Here is a 22,273-nt window from a genome sequence, read left to right as displayed (position 1 = left end):
GGCGCGTGTCGCCATTCAACCGTCACCGCACGGGTTGCCGCCGCGCACCCGCTCCCGCCCCGGTCAGCCAGCGCGGATCGGTGCTCACCAGGTCCCGCCAGAGCTGCGCGGAGACCATGGCGGCCCCCTCGGCCTGCCACCGGCGCAGCGAGCGCCGGGGCACGTACCGGCGGAACCAGTCCACGGCCCGCCGGGCGTCCCGGTCCAGTCCCTCCGGCTGCGGACCCCGCTGGTACGGCCGCAGCCCCATGACGGTGCAGTAGTGCAGCGCGTTGAAGAACCGCCACTCCTCGGTCGTGCCGAACGCCCCGGCCGGCTTGAGCCGGGCCACGTGCTCACTCAGCACCGCCTGCAGCTCGGCCGCCCGGACCAGCGGCTGATCGGCCACCCCGGGCCCGCGCGCGGCCAGCCGGCGGTCCACCGTGGGCAGCTCGACCAGCGGATTGCGCAGCAGCCGGCCCACGTCGCCGAAGTCCTCCAGCGCGCGGCGGGTCAGCCGGCGGAACTCGTCGGCGTCCAGGGCGAGCATCTGGTGCCGCTCCCGGCGCCGGGGCAGCGCTTCGGCGGCCCGGTACAGCGGGCCGCGGGTGAGCCGCAGCCGGTCGTCGGTGAGGAACGCGAGCCGGTCCAGCCCCGCGCGCAGCTCGCCCGCCAGTCCGACCGCGCTCAGCACCATCGCCACCAGGACGAACTGCAGCACGGCGACCGTGTCGAGGCCGGGCGCGGCCAGCATGGTCAGCGCCGCCGGACCACCGCACAGCAACACGGCGAGCGTCGCGGCCAGCAGGGACCGGCGCAGGTCGGGCAGCAGACGCTCGCCCGCCTCCACGGCGTCGGCCACCGCCACCAGGTAGCCCATCACCAGCAGGTCGAGCCCGATCGCGGCGATCACCAGCGCGGGCGGGCCGATCTCGATCGGGCCCAGCACCACGATGAGCCCGAGGCTGTAGAGGATCGCGGCGGCGGTCAGCGCGGTGGGCAGCGAGGCCGGGCGTACCCGCTCGCGGTAGCGCAGCAGCAGCACGATGGCACCGGCCAGCGGGGCCAGGGCGACCAGCTTGCCCACATCCGGCAGCGCGGCCGCCAGGACCAGGAACACCAGCGCGGCGACCGGCCAGCCGCGGTTGACCTGCCGGTGCTCGGGTGCGCTCGGCGGCAGCAGCCCCACCGCGACCCCGGCCCAGCACAGGGCCGGCACGCAGAGCAGCACCTGGGCGAGCCCGGAGCCCGGCTGCACCGTCCAGGCGGCCACCGCGACCGCGTACGCGACCAGCGCCCCCGCCGCGCGCCACAGCAAGGCCCGGGTGGGATCACGCCCCACCAGATAGCAACCGAGCCACCAGGTCAGGGCGAAGGCTGGTACGGCGATCGCGGCCACCGCAGCAGTCAACCAAACAGACGCCCGGTCCCGACACCCTCAACCGGCCGCCGTTCCCGCTTGCGCCGCCGGCGCCGCCTGATCACCCACCAGCCGCCGAGCACCAGCAGCGCGAGTCCGAGCAGGACCAGCACCGGCAACAGGATCGCCAGCAGGGACAGCACGACGCTGCCGAAATCCTCGGCGGTGCTGGCCACGGGCGCGCCGACCCCGGCCGTGGTGGCGTTCACCACCGGCCGGGAGGCGGCCTTCACGCCGTGCACGCAGAGCGCGATCACGACGCCGGCAGCCACCGGCACCCACTGGTGGGAGCCGAAGAACGCGCCCGGGTCCGACACGGTGACCGTCTCGGACGACGACCCGGCCCCGAACGCCAACCCGCCCGCGGTCGGCCGGACCACGGTCTGCACGATGTCGTTGACGTGGTCCACCACGGGGATCTTGTCGGCGACCACCTCGACCGCCAGCAGCAGGGCGAGGATGGCGACGACCCAGCCGTTGGAGAGCCACTGCCAGCCGCTGGGCAGGTTGATGGCGTCGGTGTAGCGGGCCAGCAGACCCATGGTGAGCAGGGGGATGTAGGCATTCAGCCCGGCGGATGCCGCCAGGCCGGAGCCGGTGAGCGCTTCGAGCACCCCATCAGCATGGCACCGCCGCGCTCGCCCGGCAGGGCACGGAGGCTACCCTCGTCGGGTGCGCCTGGTCATTGCGAAATGCTCCGTGGACTATGTCGGCCGTCTCTCCGCCCACCTGCCGTTGGCGACCCGGCTCCTGATGGTCAAGGCCGACGGCTCGGTGTCCATCCACGCCGACGACCGTGCCTACAAGCCGCTCAACTGGATGAGCCCGCCCTGCAAGCTGCAGGAGGCCCCGGGCGTGTGGAAGGTCGTCAACAAAGCCGGCGAGGAGCTGCGGATCACCCTCGAGGAGATCTTCCAGGACACCTCGTACGAGCTGGGCGTCGATCCCGGCCTGGTCAAGGACGGCGTCGAGGCGCACCTGCAGGAGCTGCTCGCGGCCCATCCGGCGACCTTCGGTGAGGGCTGGACCCTGGTCCGCCGCGAGTACATGACGGCGATCGGCCCGGTCGACCTGCTCTGCCGCGACGCCGCCGGGGGCGCGGTGGCCGTGGAGATCAAGCGCCGCGGCGAGATCGACGGCGTGGAGCAGCTCACCCGCTATCTCGAGCTGATGAACCGCGACCCGCTGCTCGCGCCGGTCCAGGGTGTCTTCGCCGCGCAGGAGATCAAGCCGCAGGCCCGGGTGCTCGCCACCGACCGCGGCATCCGCTGTGTGGTGGTCGACTACGACAAGCTGCGCGGCATGGAACGCAACGAGCTGACCCTCTTCTAGCGGCCGCTGAGCTCCACCCGGTCGGTCTCGGTGGTCGCGTTGAGATAGGCGCGCATGCCGATCCCCGCGACCGCGGCCTGCACGACCACGCCGGTCCAGCTCAACGGGCCGCCCTGGGCGATCTGCACGACCGTGGGCAGGCCCAGCAGCAGCACGTCGAGCCCGGCGACGGCGGCGAGCACGGGCCCGGTCGACACCGAGCCCATCGGGGTGTCCAGCGGCAACAGTCCGTTGTCGACGAAGCCCGCCCGGGCCTTGCGCATCGTCGCCGCCGCACCGACCGGTCCCAGCGCCAGGCCGAGCGCCCACCAGGGCCCGGCCGGCAGGTCGCCGAGCGCCCACAGCAGAGTCAGCGCCGTGGCGTACCAGAGCCCGGAGAGCACCCCGGGCACCCAGAGCCGCTGGCCGATCGCCCGGCGCGAGCTCAGGCCCAGCAGGCGCAGCAGGACCGGGTTGCCGGCGTCGGTGCGGATCGTCCCGGCCGTCACGCCACCGGCGATCAGGCCGCCGAACAGCACGGCGACGCCGAGAATCCAGGCCGGCAGGTGGGTCAGCAGCGCGGGCAGCGTGGCGGCCCCGGCCACCCACAGCACCCGGCGCGGTCGGCGGCGCAGCAGCAGGAGGTCCTGGGCGACCAGGACGGGCACCCGGGACCACAGGCGCCGGGAGCTGAGTTTGCGGTGGGCCCAGTAACGCCGCTCGACCATCTCGGTCACGAAGGACGGTTCCATGCCGTACGCGGAGTCGAAGAGCGTGCCGGCCGTCTTGGACGCTTCCAGAATCCGTTCGTTCGGGGTGGTGGCGAGCCGGCGTACGGCCAGCACCAGGAGCACGGTCACGACCAGCGCGAGCGCACCGCCCAGCGCGGTGACGAGGGGCGCCGCCGGCCACCCGGCATCCGGGCGGGGCGCGCCCACGGCCGAGTCGACGACCAGCCCGGCCAGGCCCACCGCCGTCACCAGGTACGCCACGTGGTCCGACCAGGCCGACCACCGGCGACCGGCCTGCGCCCCCAGCGCCACCAGCAGCAGCGCGCCGCCGAGCAGGGCCCCGACCAGCGGCAGCAGTCCGTCGGTCCCGGGCACCGGCCGTGCGGCGACGTGGCCCAGCACGGCCAGGCCGCCCACGGTGCCGGCGAGGGCGGCTCCGGCCAGCGCTGTCCACAACGACGGCAGCAGCAGACGGCGCCGGCTGACCGGGGCCGTGAGCAGCCAGGACGCGGCCGGGCGGCTCAGGGCCAGCGGGCCGAGGCGACGCAGGGCCAGGTACAGCCCGCCCGCGAGGACCAGCATCAGCGAGTCGCCGGCCAGCTCGGAGGCGTTCGGCTCGGCCGGCCACAGCACGGCGGCGATCTGCTTGTGCACGATGCCGCCGACGATGAGCACGAACAGCACGGCGAAGTAGTAGTTGCCGAGGGCCTCGCCGCGCTCCCGGTGCGCGGACTGGGAGCGGCGCACCCAGCGGCGCAGGCCCCGGACGCTGACCGGGGCGGTCACCGAGGCGGTCACCGGGCGTCGGCGGAGTGCAGGTCCGACATGCTCACGGTGCTGGTGCCGGCCGCGGCCGCGAACGCGTCGTCGTGGCTGGCCATCAGCACCGTGCCGCCGTCGGCGAGATAGTCGTGCAGCAGGCCGGCCACCAGCGCCCGGCCCTCGGGGTCGAGGCGTTGCTCCGGCTCGTCCAGGATCAACAGCCGGCTGGGCCGCAGCAACGCCAGCGCCAGCGTGAGGCGCTGCTTCTGCCCCGACGACAGCGACGGCGGGATGGCGTCCGCGTGTGAGGCGATGCCGAAGCGGTCCAGCGCCTCGTCCATCCCGGCCGCCGCCGGGTCCAGGCCGTGCGCCCGGCAGACCAGCTCGGCGTGCTCCCGGGCGGTCAGGCCCGGATACCAGGTCGGCGGCTCCACGGTGGTGACCACGGCCCGCCAGAACTCCGGTGTGGACCCGGGTGGGGCGCCGAAGATCTCGATCTCGCCCGCGTCGGCCCGCTGCAGGCTGGACACACAGCGCAGCAGCGTCGACTTGCCGATGCCGTTCTCACCGATCACGCAGACGCCGGCGCCGACCGGCACGGTGAGCTGGACGCCGGTCAGCACGGGCGTGGAGCCGTAGCTCACCGACAGGTCGCGGACCTCGATCGCGGAATGATCCACCGGGTGACGCTAGCAGGCCGGGTCAGGGGCGGCGGCCGTACAGCAGCTTGACGGCCTTGACGATTCGCGCCACCTGGGCCGGGGTGCGCTCGAAGGTCATCGCGGGCAGCAGCGACGGTCCCCGCCGTACGGTGATCGACTTGGCCCGGCCGAACTCGCGCAGCCCGTCCTCGCCGTGGATGCGCCCGAAGCCGGAGTCGCCGACCCCGCCGAACGGCAGCGTGGCCATCCCGACGAAGCTCAGCGTCGAGTTCACCGCGACCATGCCGGTGTGCAGGCGCCGGGCGATCCGGATCCCGTGCGCCTTGCCGAAGACCGCCCCGCCCAGCCCGTACGGCAGCGCGTTGGCCCGGCTGATCGCCTCCTCGGTGTCGGCCACCTTGGTGATGGTCACCGTGGGTCCGAAGGTCTCCTCGCGGATCGCGGCCGAGTCCTCCGGCACGTCGACCAGCACGGTCGGGGCGACGTTGGGCGGCTGCACGCCGTCGGCGCCACCGAGCAGCGCCCGGCCGCCGCCGGCCAGCGCGTCGTCGATGTGCCGGCGGATGACGTCCACCTGGCCCGGCATGGTGATCGGCCCGATCTCCTCGCCGAGGCGCAGCTTGCCGGCCTTCTCGACGACGGCCGCGACGAAGGCGTCGTAGACCGGGGCGACCGCGTAGACCCGCTCGATGCCGATGCAGGTCTGCCCGGCGTTGGTCATGGAACCCCAGACGGCGGCCTCGGCCGCCGCGTTCACGTCGGCGTCGGCGTCGACGATGAGTGCGTCCTTGCCGCCGGCCTCCAGCACCACCGGGGTGAGGGTCTCGGCGCAGGCGGCCATGACCTTCTTGGCGGTGGCCGTGGAACCGGTGAAGGCGATTTTGCCGACCCCGGACCGGCACAGCGCGGCGCCGACGTCACCCAGGCCGTGCACGACCTGGAACACCGGCTCCTCGGGCACGATCTCGGCGAACGTGTCGGCCAGCCACTGGCCCACCGCGGGGGTGTACTCGCTGGGCTTGAGCACGACCGCGTTCCCGGCGGCCAGCGCGCCGCTGATCGGGCCCAGCGGCGTGAGGATCGGATAGTTCCACGGCCCGATGACGCCGACCACCCCGTACGGCTGGTACTCCAGGTGGCCGGAGTGCTCGGCGACCAGCAGCCGGGTCCGCATCCGGCGGGGGCCCAGCACGCGCTTGGCGTTGCGGGCGGCCCAGTCGATGTGCTCGATCGCCGCGGTGGCCTCGACGATGGCGTCGGCGAGCGGCTTGCCGGTCTCCGCGTGGGTGAGCGCGGCCAGCTCCTCGATGCGCTCGGCGAGCAGGGCCCGCCAGCGCAGCAGCCGGGTCCGGCGGCCGTCGAAGTTGAGGCCGGCCCACCAGGAGCCGGCGGTGCGGGCCCGCTCCACGACGGCCACGACCGCCTTGTCGTCCGAGATCGGGACGCGGCCCGCCTCGGCGCCGGTCGCAGGGCTGGTCGAGACGAGGAAACCGTCCTCGACCACGGGCATGCCGGGAGTACGGGTAGCCGTCATGAACGTGAGTCTAAGTCGCATTCGGCGTGCCGCACCTCACACGTACGCTTGATTATCGTGAGTCCTCGCCGTAACCGCCCCCGACGCGACGCCGCGCCCACCCCGCTGGGCGACGAGCGCACCCGCAAGGGCATCGAGGGCGTCCAGCAGTACCAGGACGGCGAGTGGCTGGTCCGGTCGATCTTCGGCGGCGCGGCCACCAAGACGTACCGCTGCCCTGGCTGCATGCAGGAGATCCGCCCGGGCGTCGCGCACATCGTGGCCTGGCCGGCCGACGAGCGGGGCGACGAGAGCGACCGGCGGCACTGGCACACCGGCTGCTGGCGCGCCCGGGACCGGCGCGGCCCCGGGGTGGAGCGCTCACGCAACGCCCCTCGCTATGGGTAAGGATGAAGGCGTGACCAACCAGATCCGTGCCAACGCCGTCCTGCCCGCCCGGCGCGAGGACATCACCCTGCACACCGTCGACGGCCTCACCCTGGTCGGTGAGCTGGCCCGGCCGGAGTCCGGCGAGCCCGTGGCCACGCTGATCTGCCTGCACCCGCTGCCCACCCACGGCGGGATGATGGACAGCCACGTCTTCCGCAAGGCGGCCTGGCGGCTGCCCGCGCTGGCCGGGGTGGCGGTGCTGCGGTTCAACACCCGGGGCACGTCCAGCGTGCGCGGCACCAGCCAGGGCGAGTTCTCCTCGGGCGTCGACGAGCGCTTCGACGTCGCCGCCGCGATCGAGTACGCGGAGTTCCACGACCTGCCGAACATCTGGCTGATCGGCTGGTCCTTCGGCACCGACCTGACGCTGATGCACGGTCTGGACCCGGCCGTCACGGGCGCGATCCTGCTCTCCCCGCCGCTACGCTTCTCCCAGCCGGAGCACCTCGCCGCCTGGGCCGCCGGTGGCAAGCCCCTGACCGCGCTCGTGCCCGAGTTCGACGACTACCTGCGGCCGGCCGAGGCGCAGTCCCGCTTCGCGGCGATCCCGCAGGCCGAGGTCGTCGGGGTGCCCGGCGCCAAGCACCTGTGGGTCGGCGACGCGGAGAAGGTGCTGGACGAGATCGTGCGACGGGTCGCCCCGGACGTGCCGGTGCCGCTGCCGCGGACCTGGGACGGGCCCATCGAGTCGGGCGACATGAACGCGTACGCCGACCGCACGGTGGCCGCCTTCGCCGACGTGCCCGTCCCCAAGCCCCTGGCCGACTGAGCTCCTACTTGTTCTCCATGCTGGGGTTCACGACCTCCCGGACGATCAGCTGGATCGCCGCGACCATCGGGATGGCGATCAGCGCGCCGATCACCCCGAAGAGCCCCACGCCCAGCAGCGCGGCCGTCACCGCGGCCACGTCGCTGACCTTCACCGACCGGCGCATCACGTTCGGATAGATCAGATAGTTCTCCACCTGCTGATAGATCACGAAGAAGACGATGCACGCGATACCGGTCGGCAGCGAGGCGGCCAGCCCGACCAGGCTGACGACGACCGCGCCGAGCGTCGCCCCGATCTGCGGGATCAGGTCGCAGACGGCCACCACGACCGCCAGCGCGAACGGGTAGGCCAGCCCCACGATCATCGCGAACACCCAGGTGCTCAGCCCGGCCAGCACGGCGATGGCGATCGCCCCGACCATGTACGCGCCGACCTTGCCGAGGATCTCGTCGGTGAGCAGCCGCACCCGCTGCCGCCGGGAGCGCGGGACGAGGGCGTACCCGCCTTCCTTGATCCGGTCGAACGCCGCCAGGAAGTAGATGACCAGCACCAGCACGGTCAGCACGTTGAAGATCGTGCCGAACAGCAGCCGCGCGCCGCCCACCACGCCGCCCAGCGCGTTGGTGACCGTGCCGGCGTCCAGGGCGCTCTGCACCCGGGACAGGATGTCGTAACGCTGGACCAGGTCCCGGACGGTCTCGTTGCGTTGCAGGCTCTCGATGAAACCCGGCACGTTCTCGATGAGCTGCCCGGTCTGCGTGACCAGCGGCGGCACCAGCGCGAAGACGCCGCCGCAGAGCAGCAGCACCACCGCCAGGGCGATGACGGTCACGGCCAGGCCGCGGGGGAGACCCCAGCCGCGCAGCCGGGTGACGGCCGGGTTCAGGCCGATGGCCAGGAACAGCGCGATGAAGATGAGCACCAGGATCGATGCCGCGTTGCGCAGGCCGAGGAAGATCCCGTACGCCGTGAGCAGGCCCAGCCCGCCCAGCAGCCCGACCAGGAAAGGGTTGCGCCTGTTCAGCGGGGGACCGGGCGGGCCGAACTGCCCGTCGGGGTCGTGGTCGGGGTCGGGGTGCGGGTCGTCCGCGGGTGGCTCCGGCCCGGCCTCAGGTGGGCGAGCCGGCGACGCGTCGGCGTCGTCCTCGACCGGACGGGGCGCGTCGGCTGTCACCGGGACCTCCACACGGGAACGTGGGAGGCCCGGGCAGCGGTGGACCACCGGTGCGGCGACCGGACTCCCCGGCGCGCAATCTATCGCGCCGGGTAAAGACCGCGCCGGTCAGGCGGAACGGGTGAAGACCGTGCCGGTCGGCGGTGACGGGTTAGGAGCGCGCCGATCGGCGGTGACGGGTGAAGACCGGGCCGATCGGGCGGGATGGGCAAAGACCGCGCCCGGTCGGCGGTGGCGGGTGAAGACCGTGCCGGTCGGTGGCGGCGGGTGAAGACCGTGCCGGTCGGTGGCGGCGGGTGAAGACCGTGCCGGTCAGTCGGCGTCGACGCCGACCCGGCTGCCGGCCGGGCGGGTGGTGACCTTGGCCGAGGCGCTCACCTTGGCCGGTGCCGGCGAGCCCGGGGCCGCGGCCTTGTCGGTCGGGGCGGCGGCGGCCTTGTCGGTCGGCGCGGCCTTCTCGGCCGATGCCGGCTTCTCCGGGGCGGCGTGCTGACCGGCCGACTTCACCGGGGACGCGGGTTGCGGCGTCACCGCGGCCTGCCCCGTCGCCGTCACCGGCTGGGTGGTCGCGGGCTGGGCGGCCGTCGCCTGGCCGGTCGCGGGCTGGCCGGTGGAGGGCTGGACGGTCGCCGACTGGGCGGTGGTGGGCTGGACGGTCGCGGGCCGGGCGGTTCCGGTCGGGCTCTGAGCGGCCGGGCTCTGAGCGGCCGGGCTTTGAGCGGCCGGGCTGTGGGCGGGCGCTGCCTGCGCCGGCGCGTCGTCCTCGTCGTCCGGGTCCGGCGATGCCGCGGCGGCGAGCACGGCGGCCGAGGCCAGCTCGGCGACGCGCTTGGCCTCCCGCTGCACCTGGCGGCGGACCTCGGTGGCGCGGCGCTCGGCGGCCTCGCCGGCCCGCTTGGCCTCCTCGACGTGCACGAGCTCGCGTTCCAGCTCCGCCTTGACCTCGGTCAGGCGCTGCTGCACCCGCTGCGTCTCCTGCTCGGCCTGCTGGGCGCGCTCGGCGGCGTCGGCCGCCTTCTTCTCCGCCTCGGCCACCTTGGCCTGCGCGGCCGTCAGGTCGCGGCCGGCCGCGGCGATCTTGTGCTGCTGGCCGGCGATCTCCTGGCGGATCGCGGTGGCCTGCTCGTCGGAGCGGCGCAGGATCTCCTCGGCGTACTTGTCGGCCTCGCTGCGCAGGTCGGCGCACTGCTTCTCGACCGCGGCGCGCATCTGGGTGAGCTCCTGGGTCAGCTCCTGGCGGCGCTGCGCGATCTCGCGGTCGGCGGCGGCCTTGAGCTCGGTGCGCTCCCGGTCGGCGTCCGCCCGCTGCTTTGTCACTTCCTGCTGGGTCTTGTCGCGCAGGGCCTTGATCTCCTGGTCGGCCTGGACCCGGGTGGACTTGACGTAGCCCTCGACCTCGGCCCGCTGGCGCTGCACCTCCTGCGCGGCGCGCTCGGTGAGCTGCTGGGCCTCGGCGCGGGCCCGGGCGAGGGTGGACTCGGCCTCGGCGCGCAGCTGCTCGGCGGCCTGGCGGCTGCCCGCGACGGCCTTCTCGGCGGCGGCGCGGCGGGCGACGTCGACCTTCTCCTCCTCGGCCCGGCGGGCGGCCAGGGCGATCTCGAAGTCGCGGATGCCGTCGTGCGCGTGCGCCTCGGCCTCGGCGCGGATCCGCTCGGCCTCGGCCAGCCGGGCGGCGATGTCGTCGGTCGCGGAGCTCTTGATGTCGGCGGCGACCTCCTCGGCCTTGGCCAGGATCTCCTCGACCTTCGGCCCGAGGTGCCGGAAGGAGACGTCGGCCAGGCCCGGCTGGCGCCGCGACTGGGCGGCCTCCTGCTGCAGGCGGTCGATCTGGCCGGCCATCGCCTGGATCTGCGAGTAGGCCTGCTCGCGCTCACTGACCAGGGCGGAGATCTCGTTCTCGGCCCGCGCCACGTAGCGCTCGACCTGCTTCTTCTCGTAACCCCGCAGGGCGGTCTCGAAGCTGGGCTCGGAGGCAGCGTCTCCACCGAGACCGAAGATTTCCCCGCCGTGCGACATACTTTCCATCCTCACATACCCATCGTCCCGTGACGTGTCGATACACACCGGCCTGGCGGGACTATGCGTCTGGTTGCGATTTGTCAGGGCTCAGGCTACTGGCGGACACAAACGGGCCGTACCGGAGGACTCCGGCACGGCCCGCAGATGCTTCGCACAGCCCACCCGGTCGTCTCAACCGTGGCGCACACCGGAGGGTGGCGCAACCGGGGACCGAGTGGTGAACGACTCAGCTCGTCTTGGCAACCGCCTCGGGCTTGCCGGCGTCGCCGGCCTCGGCCGGCCGCTGGGCCGGGGTGTCGGCCTTGGCCTCGGCCTGCTTGACGGTCTCGGCCGCCTTGGCCGCCGCACCGACGGTCGGCACCAGGCCGGACAGGCCGGACAGCATCTGGCCGAGCTGGTTGGTGACGGCGTCCTTCTGCCGGGTGAGGTCCTCGACCTCGCGCTTGGCGGCCTGCGTGGAGAGCTCGGCCTCGGTGCGCGCCTCGCTGAGCAGCCGCTGCGACTCGGACCGGGCCTCGGTCACCGTCTTCTCCGCGAGGGCGCGGGCCTTCTCGACCGTCTCGATGGCGGTGCGCTCGGACTCGACCCGGCGGCTCTCGGCGCGCTGCTCGATCTCCTTGGCGCGGTCCTCGGCGGCGCGGGCCCGGCCCTCGGCCTCGGCCACCATCTTCTGGGTGGCGCTGACCTGGGCGGCGTGCCGCTGCGACTCCTCGCGTTCGCTCTTCTCCCGGCGCTCGGCGGTCTCCAGCGCGAGGGCCTGGAGGTCCTTGTCGCGCTTGTCGCGGGCGTCGGTCAGCATCTTGGTGGCCTCGGCGCGCTTCTCCTCGGCTTCCCGGGCCGCCTTGGCGCGCAGCTGGGTGATCTCGCGCTCGGCGGTGGCCCGCAGCGAGGCGACCTCACGCTCGACGGTCGACTTGAGCTCGGCGACCTCGTGCGCGGTGACCGTACGCAGCTGCTTGGTCTCGCGGTCGGCGTCGGACCGCAGCGTGTCGGCCTCGCGCCGGGCCTGCACCCGGTTTTCCGCGGCCTCGCGCTCGGCCTGCGTGCGGAGCTGCCCCGCCTCACGCTCGGCCGTCGCCTTCATCGCGGCTGCCTCGGCCCGCGCCTTGTCGGTGATCTCGCGGGCCTCGAGGCGCGCGGCGGAGAGGATGCCCTCGGACTCCCGCTTGGCCTCGCTGCGGTGGTCGTTGGCCTGTTCCTCGGCCAGCCGCAGGATCTGCTCGACCCGGGTGCCCAGCCCGGAGAGGGTCGGCCGGTTGTTCTCCTCGAGGAGCTTGTTGCTGTCGGCCAGCTTCTGCTCGAGGGCGTTGAGGCGCTGCTCCGCCTGCCGCAGCCGGCGCTGCGCGTCGTTCATCCGCTGCTCGGCCTCGCCACGGGCCTGCTCGGACTGGTTCAGGGCGGCGATGAGCCGGCCGAGGTGGGCATCCACCTGTCCGCGGTCGTATCCACGCAGGACAACGGTGAAGTCGGTCTGCGAATTTGCGGTCTCGAAGAACGCGAGATTGGCATCCTGCTGCTGGGGCATTGGGACATACTGGCAGACCCCCCAGGGGGCCACGCAAGACCGTACGGGCCGGGTATTCCGCCCTGTGATCACCTTCGGCCCGCCCGCCGAAGGCCGAGGTCGGCCGTTCGGGTGGCGCCGAGGTGCGCTTGCCCGCACAGCGTTGCCGCGCCGCTACCTGCTGTGCCGTCCCGAAGCAGAAGATCGTCTCACAGGGCCACCGGCCACCGCGGGATGATGGCCCCGATCCTGCCAGTCCGCAGCCCTGCCGTCAGGATGTTTCACCCGCAAGGCGTACGAATCAGGCAGGCTGCACCAACTCCACCAGAACGCCCCCGGCGTCCTTGGGGTGCACGAAGTTGATCCGCGAGCCGGCCGTCCCCCGTCGCGGCTCGTCGTAGAGCAGTCGCAGGCCGCGGGCGCGCAGGGCGGCACTCGCCGCCTCGACGTCGGCCACCGTGTAGGCGAGCTGTTGCAGGCCGGGACCGCTGCGATCGAGGAACTTCGCGATTGCGGAGTCGGGGCGCAACGGCGCGAGGAGCTGGATCCGGGCGCCCGTGCCGTCGTCGCCGGCGGCCAGCATCGCCTCGCGGACCCCCTGCTGCTCGTTCGTCTCCTGGTGCACGCACCGCATCCCGAACGCGCGATCATAGAAGTCGATGGCCTCGTCAAGGTCGGCCACGGCGATCCCGACGTGATCCACTCGCAGCAGGCCGACAGGCGGCAGAGAATCCATGCTGGAGAGTGTACTAGGCTGTACTTAACCATCGTTCAGGCCGGTAGAAAGTGAAGCTCCCTGTGACCAGCTCGGTGATCGTCAGCGGTGCCCGTACCCCGATGGGCCGCCTCCTCGGCAACCTCAAGAACGTGCCCGCCACCACCCTCGGCGGGTACGCCATCGCCGCCGCCCTCGAGCGCGCCGGCGTGGCCCCGGAGCAGGTGCAGTACGTGATCATGGGCCAGGTCCTGCAGGCCGGCACCGGGCAGATCACCGCCCGGCAGGCCGCCGTGGCCGCGGGCATCCCGATGACCACGCCGGCACTGACGGTCAACAAGGTCTGTCTCTCCGGCCTCGACGCCATCGCGCTGGCCGACCAGCTCATCCGGGCCGGCGAGTTCGACATCGTGGTGGCCGGCGGCATGGAGTCGATGACCAACGCGCCGCACCTGCTGATGGGTCAGCGCCAGGGCAAGAAGTACGGCGACATCCTGGTCCGCGACCACACCGCCTTCGACGGCCTGATGGATCCGTGGGACGGCATCTCGATGGGCGAGTCCACCGAGCGCAGCGGCGCCGAGCTGGGCATCAGCCGGGCCGAGCAGGACGCCTTCGCCGCGCTGAGCCACCAGCGCGCGGCCGCCGCCCAGCGCTCCGGACGCTTCGCCGAGGAGATCGTGCCGGTCAAGGCCGGCCTGCGGGGGGTCGACAAGCTCATCGACACCGACGAGGGGGTCCGCCCGGACGCGACCGCCGAGTCACTGGGCGGCCTGCGCCCCGCGTTCGCCAAGGACGGCACGATCACGGCCGGCAGTGCCTCGCCGATCTCCGACGGCGCCGCCGCGGTCGTGGTGATGAGCCGGGCCAGGGCCGAGGAGCTGGGGCTCACCTGGCTGGCCGAGATCGGCGCGCACGGCAACGTGGCCGGCCCGGACAGCTCGCTGCAGGCCCAGCCGGCCAACGCGATCCGGCACGCGCTCGGCAAGGCCGGGCTGACCGTCGCCGACCTCGACCTGATCGAGATGAACGAGGCGTTCGCCCAGGTCGTACTGCACTCGATGCGCGAGCTCAAGGTCAACGAGGACATCGTCAACGTCAACGGCGGCGCGATCGCCCTGGGCCACCCGATCGGCATGTCCGGCGCCCGGCTGGTGCTGACCCTCGCGATGGAGCTCAAGCGGCGCGGCGGCGGGCTCGGCGCGGCCGCGCTCTGCGGTGGCGGCGGCCAGGGCGACGCGCTGCTCCTCACGGTGCCCGCCGCCTGATCGTGGGGGAGGATGGCGGAGTGACCATCTCCGCGCGGCCGGGCCGCGACGTGCCGACGCTGGTGGCCCGGGCCCGGGAGGGTGATCCCCGTTCGGTGGCCCGCCTGATCAGCCTCGTGGAGAACGGCGACCCGAAGCTGCCCGAGGTGGCCGCCGCGCTGGCCCCGTACGCGGGCCGGGCCCAGGTCGTCGGCCTGACCGGCTCGCCCGGCGTGGGCAAGTCGACCACCACCAACGAGCTGGTCCGCGCCCTGCGGGCCGCCGGGCACCGGGTCGGCGTGCTCGCCGTGGACCCGTCCAGCCCGTTCACCGGCGGCGCCATCCTCGGCGACCGGATCCGGATGCAGGACCACGCCGGCGACCCGGGGGTCTACATCCGCTCGATGTCGAGCCGCGGGCAGCTCGGCGGGCTGGCCGCGGCCACCCCGCAGGCGGTGCGCGTGCTCGAGGGCGCGGGCTGCGACGTCGTGCTGGTGGAGACCGTCGGCGTCGGGCAGGCCGAGGTGGAGATCGCCTCGCTGGCCGACACCACGCTGGTGCTGCTGGCGCCCGGGATGGGCGACGCGATCCAGGCGGTCAAGGCCGGCATCCTGGAGATCGCCGACGTCTTCGTGGTCAACAAGGCGGACCGGCCGGGCGCGGACGCCACCTACCGCGACATCCAGGGCATGCTCTCGCTGGGTGAACGCGCTGCCGGGGACTGGCGGCCGCAGGTGGTGCGGGCGGTGGCGGTCAAGGGCGAGGGCATGGACGACGTGGTCGCGGCGATCGAGAAGCACCGCGCCTGGCTGGAGTCCGGCGGCCGGCTCCAGGCCCGGCGGGAGGCACGGGCCGCGGCGGAGGTCGAGGCGATCGCGCTCGGCACGCTGCGGGCCCGGCTGGGCTCGCTGCGCGAGGGTACGGCGCTGAGCGACCTCGCCGCCCGGGTGGCCGCGGGCCGGCTGGACCCGTACGCCGCCGCGGACGATCTCATCAAGGATCTCTAGCCGAAACGGGCGAGCGTCTCCGCGATCAGGCTCTCGTTCCAGTCGAGACGCCCGCTGCCCAGGTCGTCGATCAGTGCGCGCAGCCACTCCAGCTCGGCGCGCAGCATCGTGGCGCGGTATTCGTCCTCGATCAGGAACAGCCGGGGCAGGCCGGGCGGCGCCTGCCGTTCGAGCTGGGCGAGCTTCTCCGCCTGCACGGCCACCCGGCTCTCCAGCAGCGTGCGCACCTCGGCCGGGTGCAGGATCGGCAGGAACGCCAGCGCGACCGGGAACTCGGGGAACTCCCGGGCCGGGGCCGGCAGCATGGCGGTCAGCCAGCGGCGCAGCGTCGCCGCGCCGGCCTCGGTGATCTCGTAGACCGTGCGTTCCGGGCGTCCCGCCTCGCGTGCGGTGCCGCCGGGCCGGGCCAGCCCGTCCCGGACGAGCCGGTCCAGGGCCTGGTAGACGCTGTTGCGCTGGGCGACGTTGACCAGCTGGTCCTGGCCGCGTTCTTTGATCATCTGCTGCATCCGGTACGGGTGCATGGGCGCCTCGAGCAGCAGGGCCAGCAGCACCATCGCCAGCGTGGACCGGCGCGGCTCCGCAGACGTCATGGCCTCAGCCTAGGGGTTTTCCCAGGGTTGCCTCCGATAGTCATGAGATGGATAGTCATTCCATGACTAAGACTGTTCTCGTGGCGGGTGGCGGCATCGCCGGCACCGTCGCCGCCATCGCCCTGCACGACGCCGGGTTCGCCCCGGTCATCCACGAGGCCCACGACCGTGCGGCCGACGAGCGCGGCGCCTTCCTCACCGTCGCCGTGAACGGCCTGGCCGCCCTGCGCACGCTGGGTCTGAACCCGGCCGGGCTCTTCGCCGGGGGCTTCGCGACGCCGGCCATGGTGCTGCGCAACTCCGCGGGCCGTCAGCTCGCCCGGCTTCCCCTCGGCGGGCCGGACGCGGACGGCACGACGACCACGACGATCCGGCGCGCCGACCTCTACCTGGCCCTGCGCGGCGAGGCCGAGCGGCGCGACATCCCGATCCGGTACGGCAAACGGCTCACCGGGCGCACCCGTACGCCGAGCGGGGTGACCGCCCAGTTCGCCGACGGCACCACCGCCGGGGGTGACCTGCTGGTCGGCGCGGACGGTCTGCATTCGCGGACCCGCTCGGCGCTGGACCCGGCGGCGCCCGCACCGCGCTACCTGGGACTGTTGAACGCGGGCGGCCGCACGACCGGCCCGGTCCCGGCGGAGCTGCGCACCGAACCCGGGGTCATGCAGATGGCCTTCGGGCGGCGGGCGTTCTTCGGCTGGGTCACCGCCCCCGACGACTCGGTGTGGTGGTTCGCCAATCCACCGCGCCGGCGCCCGGTCGAGCCGCGCGAGTTCACCCCGGGCGGCTGGCGGGCCGAGCTGCTGGAGCTGTTCGCCGGGGACGAGGTGCCCGCGGCGGCGCTGATCCGGGCCAGTGCGGAGATCGTCGGGCCGTGGAACACCTGGGACCTGCCGCGGGTGCCGGTGTGGCGCGACGACCGCACGATACTGATCGGCGATGCCGCGCACGCCGTCTCGCCGTCGTCGGGCCAGGGTGCGTCGATGGCGATCGAGGACGCCGTCACCCTCGGACGCTGCCTGCGGGCCCGTACGGACATCGCCGGGGCCCTGGCCGACTACGAGCAGCTGCGCCGCAAGCGGGTCGAGAAGGTCGTCGCGTACGGGCGGCGCAGCGGCAGCACCAAGACCGCCGGTCCCGTCGGCGCGGCCGTACGCGACGCTCTGACGCCGCTGGTCATGCGGATGCTGCATCGCAAGGGCGACCCGCAGGCCTGGATCTTCGAGCACCGGATCGGCTGAACTCCTCAGCCCCGCCCCGGTGATGCCGAATGGACGGTTCAGGCCTCCCCTGACTCAGCGGTGACGACCGACGAACGAGGTGACCATGCACCGGCGGATCCCGCGTCCGTGGCGGCGCGCCGACCCGCTGGTCGTGGTGCTGATCGTGCTGGCGGTGACCGCCGTCGTCGGGTTCGGCGCCCGGCGCACCGGGACCGGACCTCAGGTGGCGATGTTCTGGCTGCTCATGGCCGCGGTGCACGGCTGTTTCGCGGTCCTCTCGGCGCAGGTCGCCCGGGCCGGACCGGCGGTCGCCCGGCGGCTCTGGCTGTCGTTCTCGCTGGCCGGCGCCGCGTTCCTGGTCGGTGACGCGGCTCAGCTGGTGGCGGCGGTCCGCGCCCCGCTGGCCCCGTCGTCCCTGGTCGGCACCGAGTTCCAGTTCGGCTCGGTCGCGGTCGGGATGGTGCTGCTGGTCACCGGCCTGCTGCGCTACCCGCTCGGCGAGCTGACGGGCAGTGCCCGGGCCCGGCTGCACCTCGACGCGGCCACGGTGCTCGCCGCCGCCACGACGTTCGGTCTCTGGCTCTTCGAGGTGCCGGCCGGGCCACGGGACGCCGGCTGGGTACTCGGCCTGCTCGTGGCGCTGCTGGTGATGCCCGGGATCTTCCTGGTGGCGATCTTCGCGGTGCTCCGGCTGGTGCTCAGCGGGCGGACCCCGTTCACCCGGATGTGCGGGATCGTCGGAGGCGTCGCGGCGGTCCTGCAGGCCGTGCTGCAGACGGTGCCGGGCTCGGTCTACCTGACGCCGCGGTACACACCCTGGCTGTTCGCCGGCAACGTGGTCGCGAGCACCTTGCTCGCCCTGGTCGCCCGCACCCAGCAGCTCGGTGCGGGCAGCACGCCGCGGCCCGGTACGCGGGAACAGCGCCGGCCGTACAGCGTGCTGCCGTACGCGGGGATGGCCGCCGTGTGGGCCCTGACCCTGACCGTGCTGGTCACCCGGGGCCTGGACGCGCGCTCCTGGGTGGTCGGCATCGGGGCGTCGGTGACCACGGTGCTGGTGATCAGCCGGCAGCTCAACGCGTTGCGGCACATCACCGAACTGCTGCGCGAACGCGACGAGCTCACCGCCCGCCTGACCGAGCTGGCCTACCACGACGCGCTCACCGGCCTGGCCAACCGCGGGCTGTTCATGCGGCTGCTGGACGAGGGGCTGGCGGCCGGGCCGGTGACCGTGCTGCTCATCGACCTCGACGATTTCAAGCCGGTCAACGACGCGTTCGGGCACGCCACCGGCGACCAGTTGCTGATCGAGGTGGCCCGCCGGTTGCGCGCCGGGGTGCGCGCGGGCGACACCGTGGCCCGGCTGGGCGGTGACGAGTTCGCCGTCCTGATGCCCGGGCTGGCGGCCGCGCGGGGAGCCGAGGTGGTGCGGGAGCTGACCGGCAGCCTGACGGGCGCCGTCCGGATCCGCTCCGCCGACGTGCCGCTGCGGGCCAGTGTCGGCCTGGCCACCGGGCGGCCCGGGGAGCACGACCCGGACAGCCTGCTGCACGCGGCCGACATGGCCATGTACGCGGTGAAGGAAGCCCGCCGGCACCTGACTGCCAGTGACCTTCGGTAGCGATGCGTATCCATTGAGTCGCAGTCGCGATCATCGGGTTACCCAGCGCGGATGCCTGGTAACCTTGCCGCCCTGTGCCCGGGAGGAAGTCGCGATGCGTACGAAAATGGTCGCTCTGGTAGCGGTGGGTCTGCTCACGCTCGGTGGCACCGCCGCCTGCACCGACGATGACGGTGACGGCGCCGGCTCCAACGACGGCGGGCCTCGTGGGGGCACCGGGAGCGGCAAGGTCGGCGTCATCCTGCCCGACACCACCACGTCGCAGCGCTGGGGCACCGACGACCCGAAGCTGCTGAAGGCCGCCTTCGACGCCGCCGACGTGCCGCTGGACATCCAGAACGCGCAGGGCGACAAGGCGAAGTTCGTGCAGATCGCCGACAGCATGATCGCCAGCGGCGTCAAGGTGCTGATGACGGTCAACCTCGACCCGGCCAGCGGCAAGGCCGTGCTCGACAAGGCCAAGGCCGCGGGCGTCAAGACCATCGACTACGACCGCCTGACGCTCAACGGCGGCGCGAACTACTACGTCAGCTTCGACAACGTCGCGGTCGGCAAGCTGCAGGGCGAGGGCCTGGTCAAGTGCCTGGCCGACAAGAAGGCCAAGCTGCCGCTGGTGGCCGACCTGAACGGCTCCCCGACCGACAACAACGCGACCCTGTTCAAGGTCGGTTACGACGCGGTCCTGCAGCAGCGGTACGACGACGGCTCCTTCCTGAAGGGCCCGGACCAGTCGGTCGCCGACTGGAACAACAAGGAGGCCGGCGTGGTCTTCGCGGAGATGTGGCAGCAGACCGGCAAGCAGATCGACGCGGTGCTGGCCGCCAACGACGGCCTGGGCAACGCGGCGATCGAGGTCCTGAAGAAGGACAAGAAGAACGGCATCGTCCCGGTGACCGGCCAGGACGCCACCATCCAGGGCCTGCAGAACATCCTCGCCGGTGACCAGTGCATGACGGTCTACAAGGAGATCAAGAAGGAAGCCGAGGCGGCCGCCGACCTCGCCATCAAGCTGTACAAGGGCGAGAAGCCCGACACGAAGGGCGTGGCCGTCAAGGACCCCGAGTCGGGCGCCTACGTGCCGGCGGTGCTGCTTCCGCCGACGGCCATCGACATCACCAACATCAACAAGGTGATCAAGGACGGCTTCGTCGAGAAGAAGGCCGTCTGCGCGGGTCGCTTCGCCGCCCTCTGCAAGGAGAACGGCATCAAGTAGTGGTGGTCGGGGCCGCCGCGCGGTGCCGGCGCAGCAGCCGGCCGCTCCAGCGGTCGATCGCCACGAAGAGCAGGCCGAGGATCCAGAAGGCGACGGCGAAACCGGCCGAGCTGATCGAGACACCGTCGTAGCCCAGCTCGTTCACGTCGATGAACGGGTACGGGTACTTGTCCACGACCAGGCCCCGGATCAGCGCGAAGGCCAGGTAGCCCAGCGGGAAGGCCAGCCAGTACAACGCGTGGCGCCACCGGAAGCGGCCCCGCTCGTCGAAGACCAGCCAGTCGAGCACCGCGAGCAGGGGCACCACGGTGTGCAGCAGCTGGTTGCCGATCGCCTCCGGCAGGTCGCGGTGCACCGGGTCGACGGCGAAGCCGCTGGCGGGATTGGTCAGTACGAGGTGGTAGACCAGCCCGGTGATGGCCACGTAGAGGGTGACCGCGCCCTTGAGGGCCGCCGGAGTGTCGCGACCCCGGAACGCCGCCCAGGCCGCGAAGACGCCGTACGCGACATTGCTCTGGATGGTGAAGAACGGCAGCAGGCCGGTCACGGTCGCGGGCCCGGCCGCGGTGAGCACCACGCCGGCGATCACCGCGGCCACGGCGATCAGCCTCATGATCTTCATGGCGACACGGTAATGCCCGGCGGTGCTCGTGGCACCGCCGGGCATCCTCAGCACTGTCGATCCGTCCGGTGCGTCAGCAGGCCGCGTCGGTGCCGGTCACGTTGACCGCGGTCCAGGCCTTCTGCACGGCCTTGTACTCGGTGCCGCACCGGCCGTAGAGGTCGGTCGCGGCGGAGAGGGTGTAGCCGCGGGCGGCCTTGTAGTTGGTGCTGGAAGTGAAGTAGGTGCTCAGCGCCCGGTACCAGATGGCGGCGGCCTTGGTGCGGCCGATGCCGGTCACCGCGGTCGCCGAGCCGCACAGCGGCGAGGTGCCGTACGCGGTGGCGCCGCTGCCCTCGGCCAGGTTGAAGAAGAAGTGGTTGCCGACGCCGGAGGAGTAGTGCACGTCGACGTTCTTGGTGGTGCTCGACCAGCAGCCGATGCCCTTGCCGTCCAGCGTCGGGTTGTACATGTAGCGCAGCGGCTTGCCGTTGCCGTTGATGTTGATCTTCTCGCCGACCAGGTAGTCGCCGGCGTCGGTGCTGTTGGCCGCGTAGAACTCGACCATCGTGCCGAAGATGTCGGAGGTGGCCTCGTTCAGGCCGCCGGACTCACCGGAGTAGGTCAGGTTGGCGGTGCGCTCGGTGACGCCGTGCGACATCTCGTGGCCGGCCACGTCCAGCGAGACCAGCGGGCGGGTGTTGCCGCTGCCGTCGCCGTAGGTCATCGACGAGCCGTCCCAGAACGCGTTGACGTACGCGTTGCCGTAGTGCACCCGCGACGGGACGCCGGTGCCGTTGTTGAAGATGCCCTTCCGGCCGAAGGTGCTGTTGTAGTAGTCGTAGGTCTTGGCCGCGCCGTAGTGCGCGTCCACCGCGGCCGACTGCCGGTTGGAGGTGGCGCCGGTGCCCCACACGTTGTCCGCGTCGGTGAACAGCGTGCACGTGCCCGAGGTCTTGTTGTTCATGTCGCAGGTGGTGCCGTTGCCGTGCGCGGCGTCCTTGAGGCTGAAGCTCGACGTCGACACCTGGGTCGTGTTGATCGACACGGCCCCGGAGTAGACGCTGTTGCCGGTGGCCGTCTCCACGGTGTCCCACGAGCTCAGCACCGCTCCGGTGTTGGCGTCGGTGACGACGTGCAGCTTCGACGGCGTCTGGCCGTCCGCACCGAAGCCCTCGACGACCGTCTCGTAGGCCAGCGTGCCGGTGCCGCTGGTCGCGTCGACGACCAGTTCCGGGGCGCCGACCGCGCTGACCGTACCGGTGAAGTGCGCCTTGGCGGTCGCGCTCGCGGTGGCGGCAGCCCGCTTCGGGGTGGTGCTCAGGCTCAGCGGCGCGGCCAGGCCGACCGAGGCCTGGCGGAGAGCCCCGTCCTTGGTGCCGTGCAGGACGAAGTCGCCACCGAGCACCCGCAGGCCCTCGTACGTGCGGGTGTAGCGCACGTGGCTCGTACCGTCGGCGTCCTTCACGCTCGCCTTGAGCGCGAAGGCGTCCGCGGCGCCGGCCTTGACGGCGGCGCGGTGCGCGGACGGCGAGAGGGGATCGGGCGCGGCGGCAGCCGACGTCGCGCCCACGCCCGCCAGCAGGCCGCCCATGAGCAGGGCGGAGCCGACAGCAGCGAGAGATCGTTTCACGGGGACTCCTGAACGGTGGGGGACCGTGGCGGTAGCCACACCTGTAGATATATCGATTCATGCACATGCTGTGAACATGCTGAAAACGTCATAGCTTTCGTGAGAGCAAGACGCCCGAGG

Annotated in this window: 20 protein-coding genes; 8 read left to right on the top strand and 12 right to left on the bottom strand. The window is 72.6% G+C overall.

Translation table 11 applies throughout. The features are described 5' to 3' along the window. Nucleotides 1-22 precede the first annotated feature (22 nt). Nucleotides 23-1,378, bottom strand: coding sequence for a hypothetical protein (locus tag AB0C12_RS20915; RefSeq protein ID WP_360550242.1), 1,356 nt, complete (start codon nucleotides 1,376-1,378; stop codon nucleotides 23-25). 8 nt (nucleotides 1,379-1,386) lie between these two features. Then, on the bottom strand, nucleotides 1,387-2,013 hold the full coding sequence (locus AB0C12_RS20910) for a DUF4126 domain-containing protein (protein WP_360550240.1): 627 nt from the start codon (nucleotides 2,011-2,013) through the stop codon (nucleotides 1,387-1,389). A 58-nt stretch (nucleotides 2,014-2,071) separates the two neighbouring features. Here AB0C12_RS20910 and nucS point away from each other — a divergent pair, with 58 nt between their 5' ends. Further along, entirely contained in the window at nucleotides 2,072-2,731 is a 660-nt protein-coding gene (gene nucS, locus AB0C12_RS20905) for an endonuclease NucS (RefSeq protein WP_360550238.1), read from the top strand. Here nucS and AB0C12_RS20900 read toward each other — a convergent pair. Genes AB0C12_RS20900 through AB0C12_RS20890 form a run of 3 tightly spaced genes read right to left on the bottom strand, consistent with a single transcriptional unit; the run spans nucleotide 2,728 to nucleotide 6,399 of the window. Further along, nucleotides 2,728-4,239 (bottom strand): DUF6297 family protein, encoded by a 1,512-nt coding sequence (locus AB0C12_RS20900; RefSeq protein ID WP_360550236.1) that lies wholly within the window; start codon nucleotides 4,237-4,239, stop codon nucleotides 2,728-2,730. The genes nucS and AB0C12_RS20900 overlap by 4 nt on opposite strands. Next, nucleotides 4,236-4,883 carry an ATP-binding cassette domain-containing protein gene (locus AB0C12_RS20895; RefSeq protein ID WP_360550234.1) on the bottom strand — a complete coding sequence of 216 codons (648 nt, stop codon included), beginning with the start codon at nucleotides 4,881-4,883 and terminating at the stop codon, nucleotides 4,236-4,238. Before AB0C12_RS20895 ends, AB0C12_RS20900 begins: the two co-directional genes overlap by 4 nt. A gap of 22 nt (nucleotides 4,884-4,905) precedes the next feature. Then, complete coding sequence (locus AB0C12_RS20890; RefSeq protein WP_360550232.1) at nucleotides 4,906-6,399, bottom strand: aldehyde dehydrogenase family protein; 1,494 nt, start codon at nucleotides 6,397-6,399, stop codon at nucleotides 4,906-4,908. A gap of 57 nt (nucleotides 6,400-6,456) precedes the next feature. Between AB0C12_RS20890 and AB0C12_RS20885 the strand changes: the two genes are divergently transcribed. Both AB0C12_RS20885 and AB0C12_RS20880 read left to right on the top strand, forming a co-directional pair. After that, nucleotides 6,457-6,786 (top strand): hypothetical protein, encoded by a 330-nt coding sequence (locus tag AB0C12_RS20885; protein ID WP_360550231.1) that lies wholly within the window; start codon nucleotides 6,457-6,459, stop codon nucleotides 6,784-6,786. 10 nt (nucleotides 6,787-6,796) lie between these two features. Continuing rightward, nucleotides 6,797-7,597 (top strand): alpha/beta hydrolase, encoded by an 801-nt coding sequence (locus tag AB0C12_RS20880; RefSeq protein ID WP_360550229.1) that lies wholly within the window; start codon nucleotides 6,797-6,799, stop codon nucleotides 7,595-7,597. A 4-nt stretch (nucleotides 7,598-7,601) separates the two neighbouring features. Here AB0C12_RS20880 and AB0C12_RS20875 read toward each other — a convergent pair whose 3' ends face one another. The 4 genes from AB0C12_RS20875 to mce all read right to left on the bottom strand — a co-directional run bounded on the left by AB0C12_RS20875 (nucleotide 7,602) and on the right by mce (nucleotide 13,033). Further along, entirely contained in the window at nucleotides 7,602-8,774 is a 1,173-nt protein-coding gene (locus tag AB0C12_RS20875; protein WP_360550227.1) for an AI-2E family transporter, read from the bottom strand. Between the two features lie 312 nt (nucleotides 8,775-9,086). Further along, nucleotides 9,087-10,790 carry a Laminin subunit beta-1 gene (locus AB0C12_RS20870; protein ID WP_360550225.1) on the bottom strand — a complete coding sequence of 568 codons (1,704 nt, stop codon included), beginning with the start codon at nucleotides 10,788-10,790 and terminating at the stop codon, nucleotides 9,087-9,089. Nucleotides 10,791-11,019: 229 nt separating this feature from the next. Continuing rightward, nucleotides 11,020-12,318: a DivIVA domain-containing protein gene (locus AB0C12_RS20865; RefSeq protein WP_360550223.1), complete on the bottom strand. Its 1,299-nt coding sequence runs from the start codon at nucleotides 12,316-12,318 to the stop codon at nucleotides 11,020-11,022. A gap of 280 nt (nucleotides 12,319-12,598) precedes the next feature. Further along, nucleotides 12,599-13,033 (bottom strand): methylmalonyl-CoA epimerase, encoded by a 435-nt coding sequence (mce, locus tag AB0C12_RS20860; protein WP_360550221.1) that lies wholly within the window; start codon nucleotides 13,031-13,033, stop codon nucleotides 12,599-12,601. 62 nt (nucleotides 13,034-13,095) lie between these two features. Here mce and AB0C12_RS20855 point away from each other — a divergent pair, with 62 nt between their 5' ends. Then, nucleotides 13,096-14,280 carry an acetyl-CoA C-acetyltransferase gene (locus AB0C12_RS20855; RefSeq protein WP_360550219.1) on the top strand — a complete coding sequence of 395 codons (1,185 nt, stop codon included), beginning with the start codon at nucleotides 13,096-13,098 and terminating at the stop codon, nucleotides 14,278-14,280. Between the two features lie 26 nt (nucleotides 14,281-14,306). Next, nucleotides 14,307-15,266 (top strand): methylmalonyl Co-A mutase-associated GTPase MeaB, encoded by a 960-nt coding sequence (gene meaB / locus AB0C12_RS20850; RefSeq protein WP_360550576.1) that lies wholly within the window; start codon nucleotides 14,307-14,309, stop codon nucleotides 15,264-15,266. Here the strand turns inward: meaB and AB0C12_RS20845 are convergent. Further along, nucleotides 15,263-15,859 carry a helix-turn-helix transcriptional regulator gene (locus tag AB0C12_RS20845; protein WP_360550217.1) on the bottom strand — a complete coding sequence of 199 codons (597 nt, stop codon included), beginning with the start codon at nucleotides 15,857-15,859 and terminating at the stop codon, nucleotides 15,263-15,265. The genes meaB and AB0C12_RS20845 overlap by 4 nt on opposite strands. A 62-nt stretch (nucleotides 15,860-15,921) precedes the next feature. Between AB0C12_RS20845 and AB0C12_RS20840 the strand changes: the two genes are divergently transcribed. The 3 genes from AB0C12_RS20840 (at nucleotide 15,922) to AB0C12_RS20830 (ending at nucleotide 19,919) form a co-directional block, all read left to right on the top strand. Next, entirely contained in the window at nucleotides 15,922-17,103 is a 1,182-nt protein-coding gene (locus AB0C12_RS20840) for an FAD-dependent monooxygenase (protein ID WP_360550215.1), read from the top strand. A gap of 85 nt (nucleotides 17,104-17,188) precedes the next feature. After that, nucleotides 17,189-18,706, top strand: a complete 1,518-nt coding sequence (locus AB0C12_RS20835; protein ID WP_360550213.1) for a GGDEF domain-containing protein — start codon at nucleotides 17,189-17,191, stop codon at nucleotides 18,704-18,706. Between the two features lie 94 nt (nucleotides 18,707-18,800). Beyond that, complete coding sequence (locus tag AB0C12_RS20830) at nucleotides 18,801-19,919, top strand: substrate-binding domain-containing protein (protein WP_360550211.1); 1,119 nt, start codon at nucleotides 18,801-18,803, stop codon at nucleotides 19,917-19,919. Here the strand turns inward: AB0C12_RS20830 and AB0C12_RS20825 are convergent. Together AB0C12_RS20825 and AB0C12_RS20820 are read right to left on the bottom strand one after the other, a co-directional pair. Next, complete coding sequence (locus tag AB0C12_RS20825) at nucleotides 19,912-20,541, bottom strand: Pr6Pr family membrane protein (protein WP_360550209.1); 630 nt, start codon at nucleotides 20,539-20,541, stop codon at nucleotides 19,912-19,914. The two genes, AB0C12_RS20830 and AB0C12_RS20825, sit on opposite strands and share 8 nt — an antisense overlap. Before the next feature lie 73 nt (nucleotides 20,542-20,614). Then, a complete protein-coding gene (locus tag AB0C12_RS20820; protein WP_360550207.1) occupies nucleotides 20,615-22,153 on the bottom strand; it encodes a M4 family metallopeptidase in 1,539 nt (512 codons plus the stop codon). Nucleotides 22,154-22,273: the final 120 nt, after the last annotated feature.

This window comes from Actinoplanes sp. NPDC048967, assembly GCF_040649415.1.
Classification (GTDB): Bacteria; Actinomycetota; Actinomycetes; order Mycobacteriales; family Micromonosporaceae; genus Actinoplanes.
This window is presented reverse-complemented; position numbering and strand designations above follow the sequence as displayed.

What these genes read in the sequence shown, in the direction of transcription:
- AB0C12_RS20870 (WP_360550225.1), bottom strand. Translation starts at nt 10,790, where the DNA reads ATGTCGCACGGCGGGGAAATCTTCGGTCTCGGTGGAGACGCTGCCTCC.
- AB0C12_RS20840 (WP_360550215.1), top strand. Translation starts at nt 15,922, where the DNA reads ATGACTAAGACTGTTCTCGTGGCGGGTGGCGGCATCGCCGGCACCGTC.
- mce (WP_360550221.1), bottom strand. Translation starts at nt 13,033, where the DNA reads ATGGATTCTCTGCCGCCTGTCGGCCTGCTGCGAGTGGATCACGTCGGG.
- AB0C12_RS20865 (WP_360550223.1), bottom strand. Translation starts at nt 12,318, where the DNA reads ATGCCCCAGCAGCAGGATGCCAATCTCGCGTTCTTCGAGACCGCAAAT.
- AB0C12_RS20845 (WP_360550217.1), bottom strand. Translation starts at nt 15,859, where the DNA reads ATGACGTCTGCGGAGCCGCGCCGGTCCACGCTGGCGATGGTGCTGCTG.
- AB0C12_RS20890 (WP_360550232.1), bottom strand. Translation starts at nt 6,399, where the DNA reads ATGACGGCTACCCGTACTCCCGGCATGCCCGTGGTCGAGGACGGTTTC.
- AB0C12_RS20835 (WP_360550213.1), top strand. Translation starts at nt 17,189, where the DNA reads ATGCACCGGCGGATCCCGCGTCCGTGGCGGCGCGCCGACCCGCTGGTC.
- AB0C12_RS20825 (WP_360550209.1), bottom strand. Translation starts at nt 20,541, where the DNA reads ATGAAGATCATGAGGCTGATCGCCGTGGCCGCGGTGATCGCCGGCGTG.
- AB0C12_RS20830 (WP_360550211.1), top strand. Translation starts at nt 18,801, where the DNA reads ATGCGTACGAAAATGGTCGCTCTGGTAGCGGTGGGTCTGCTCACGCTC.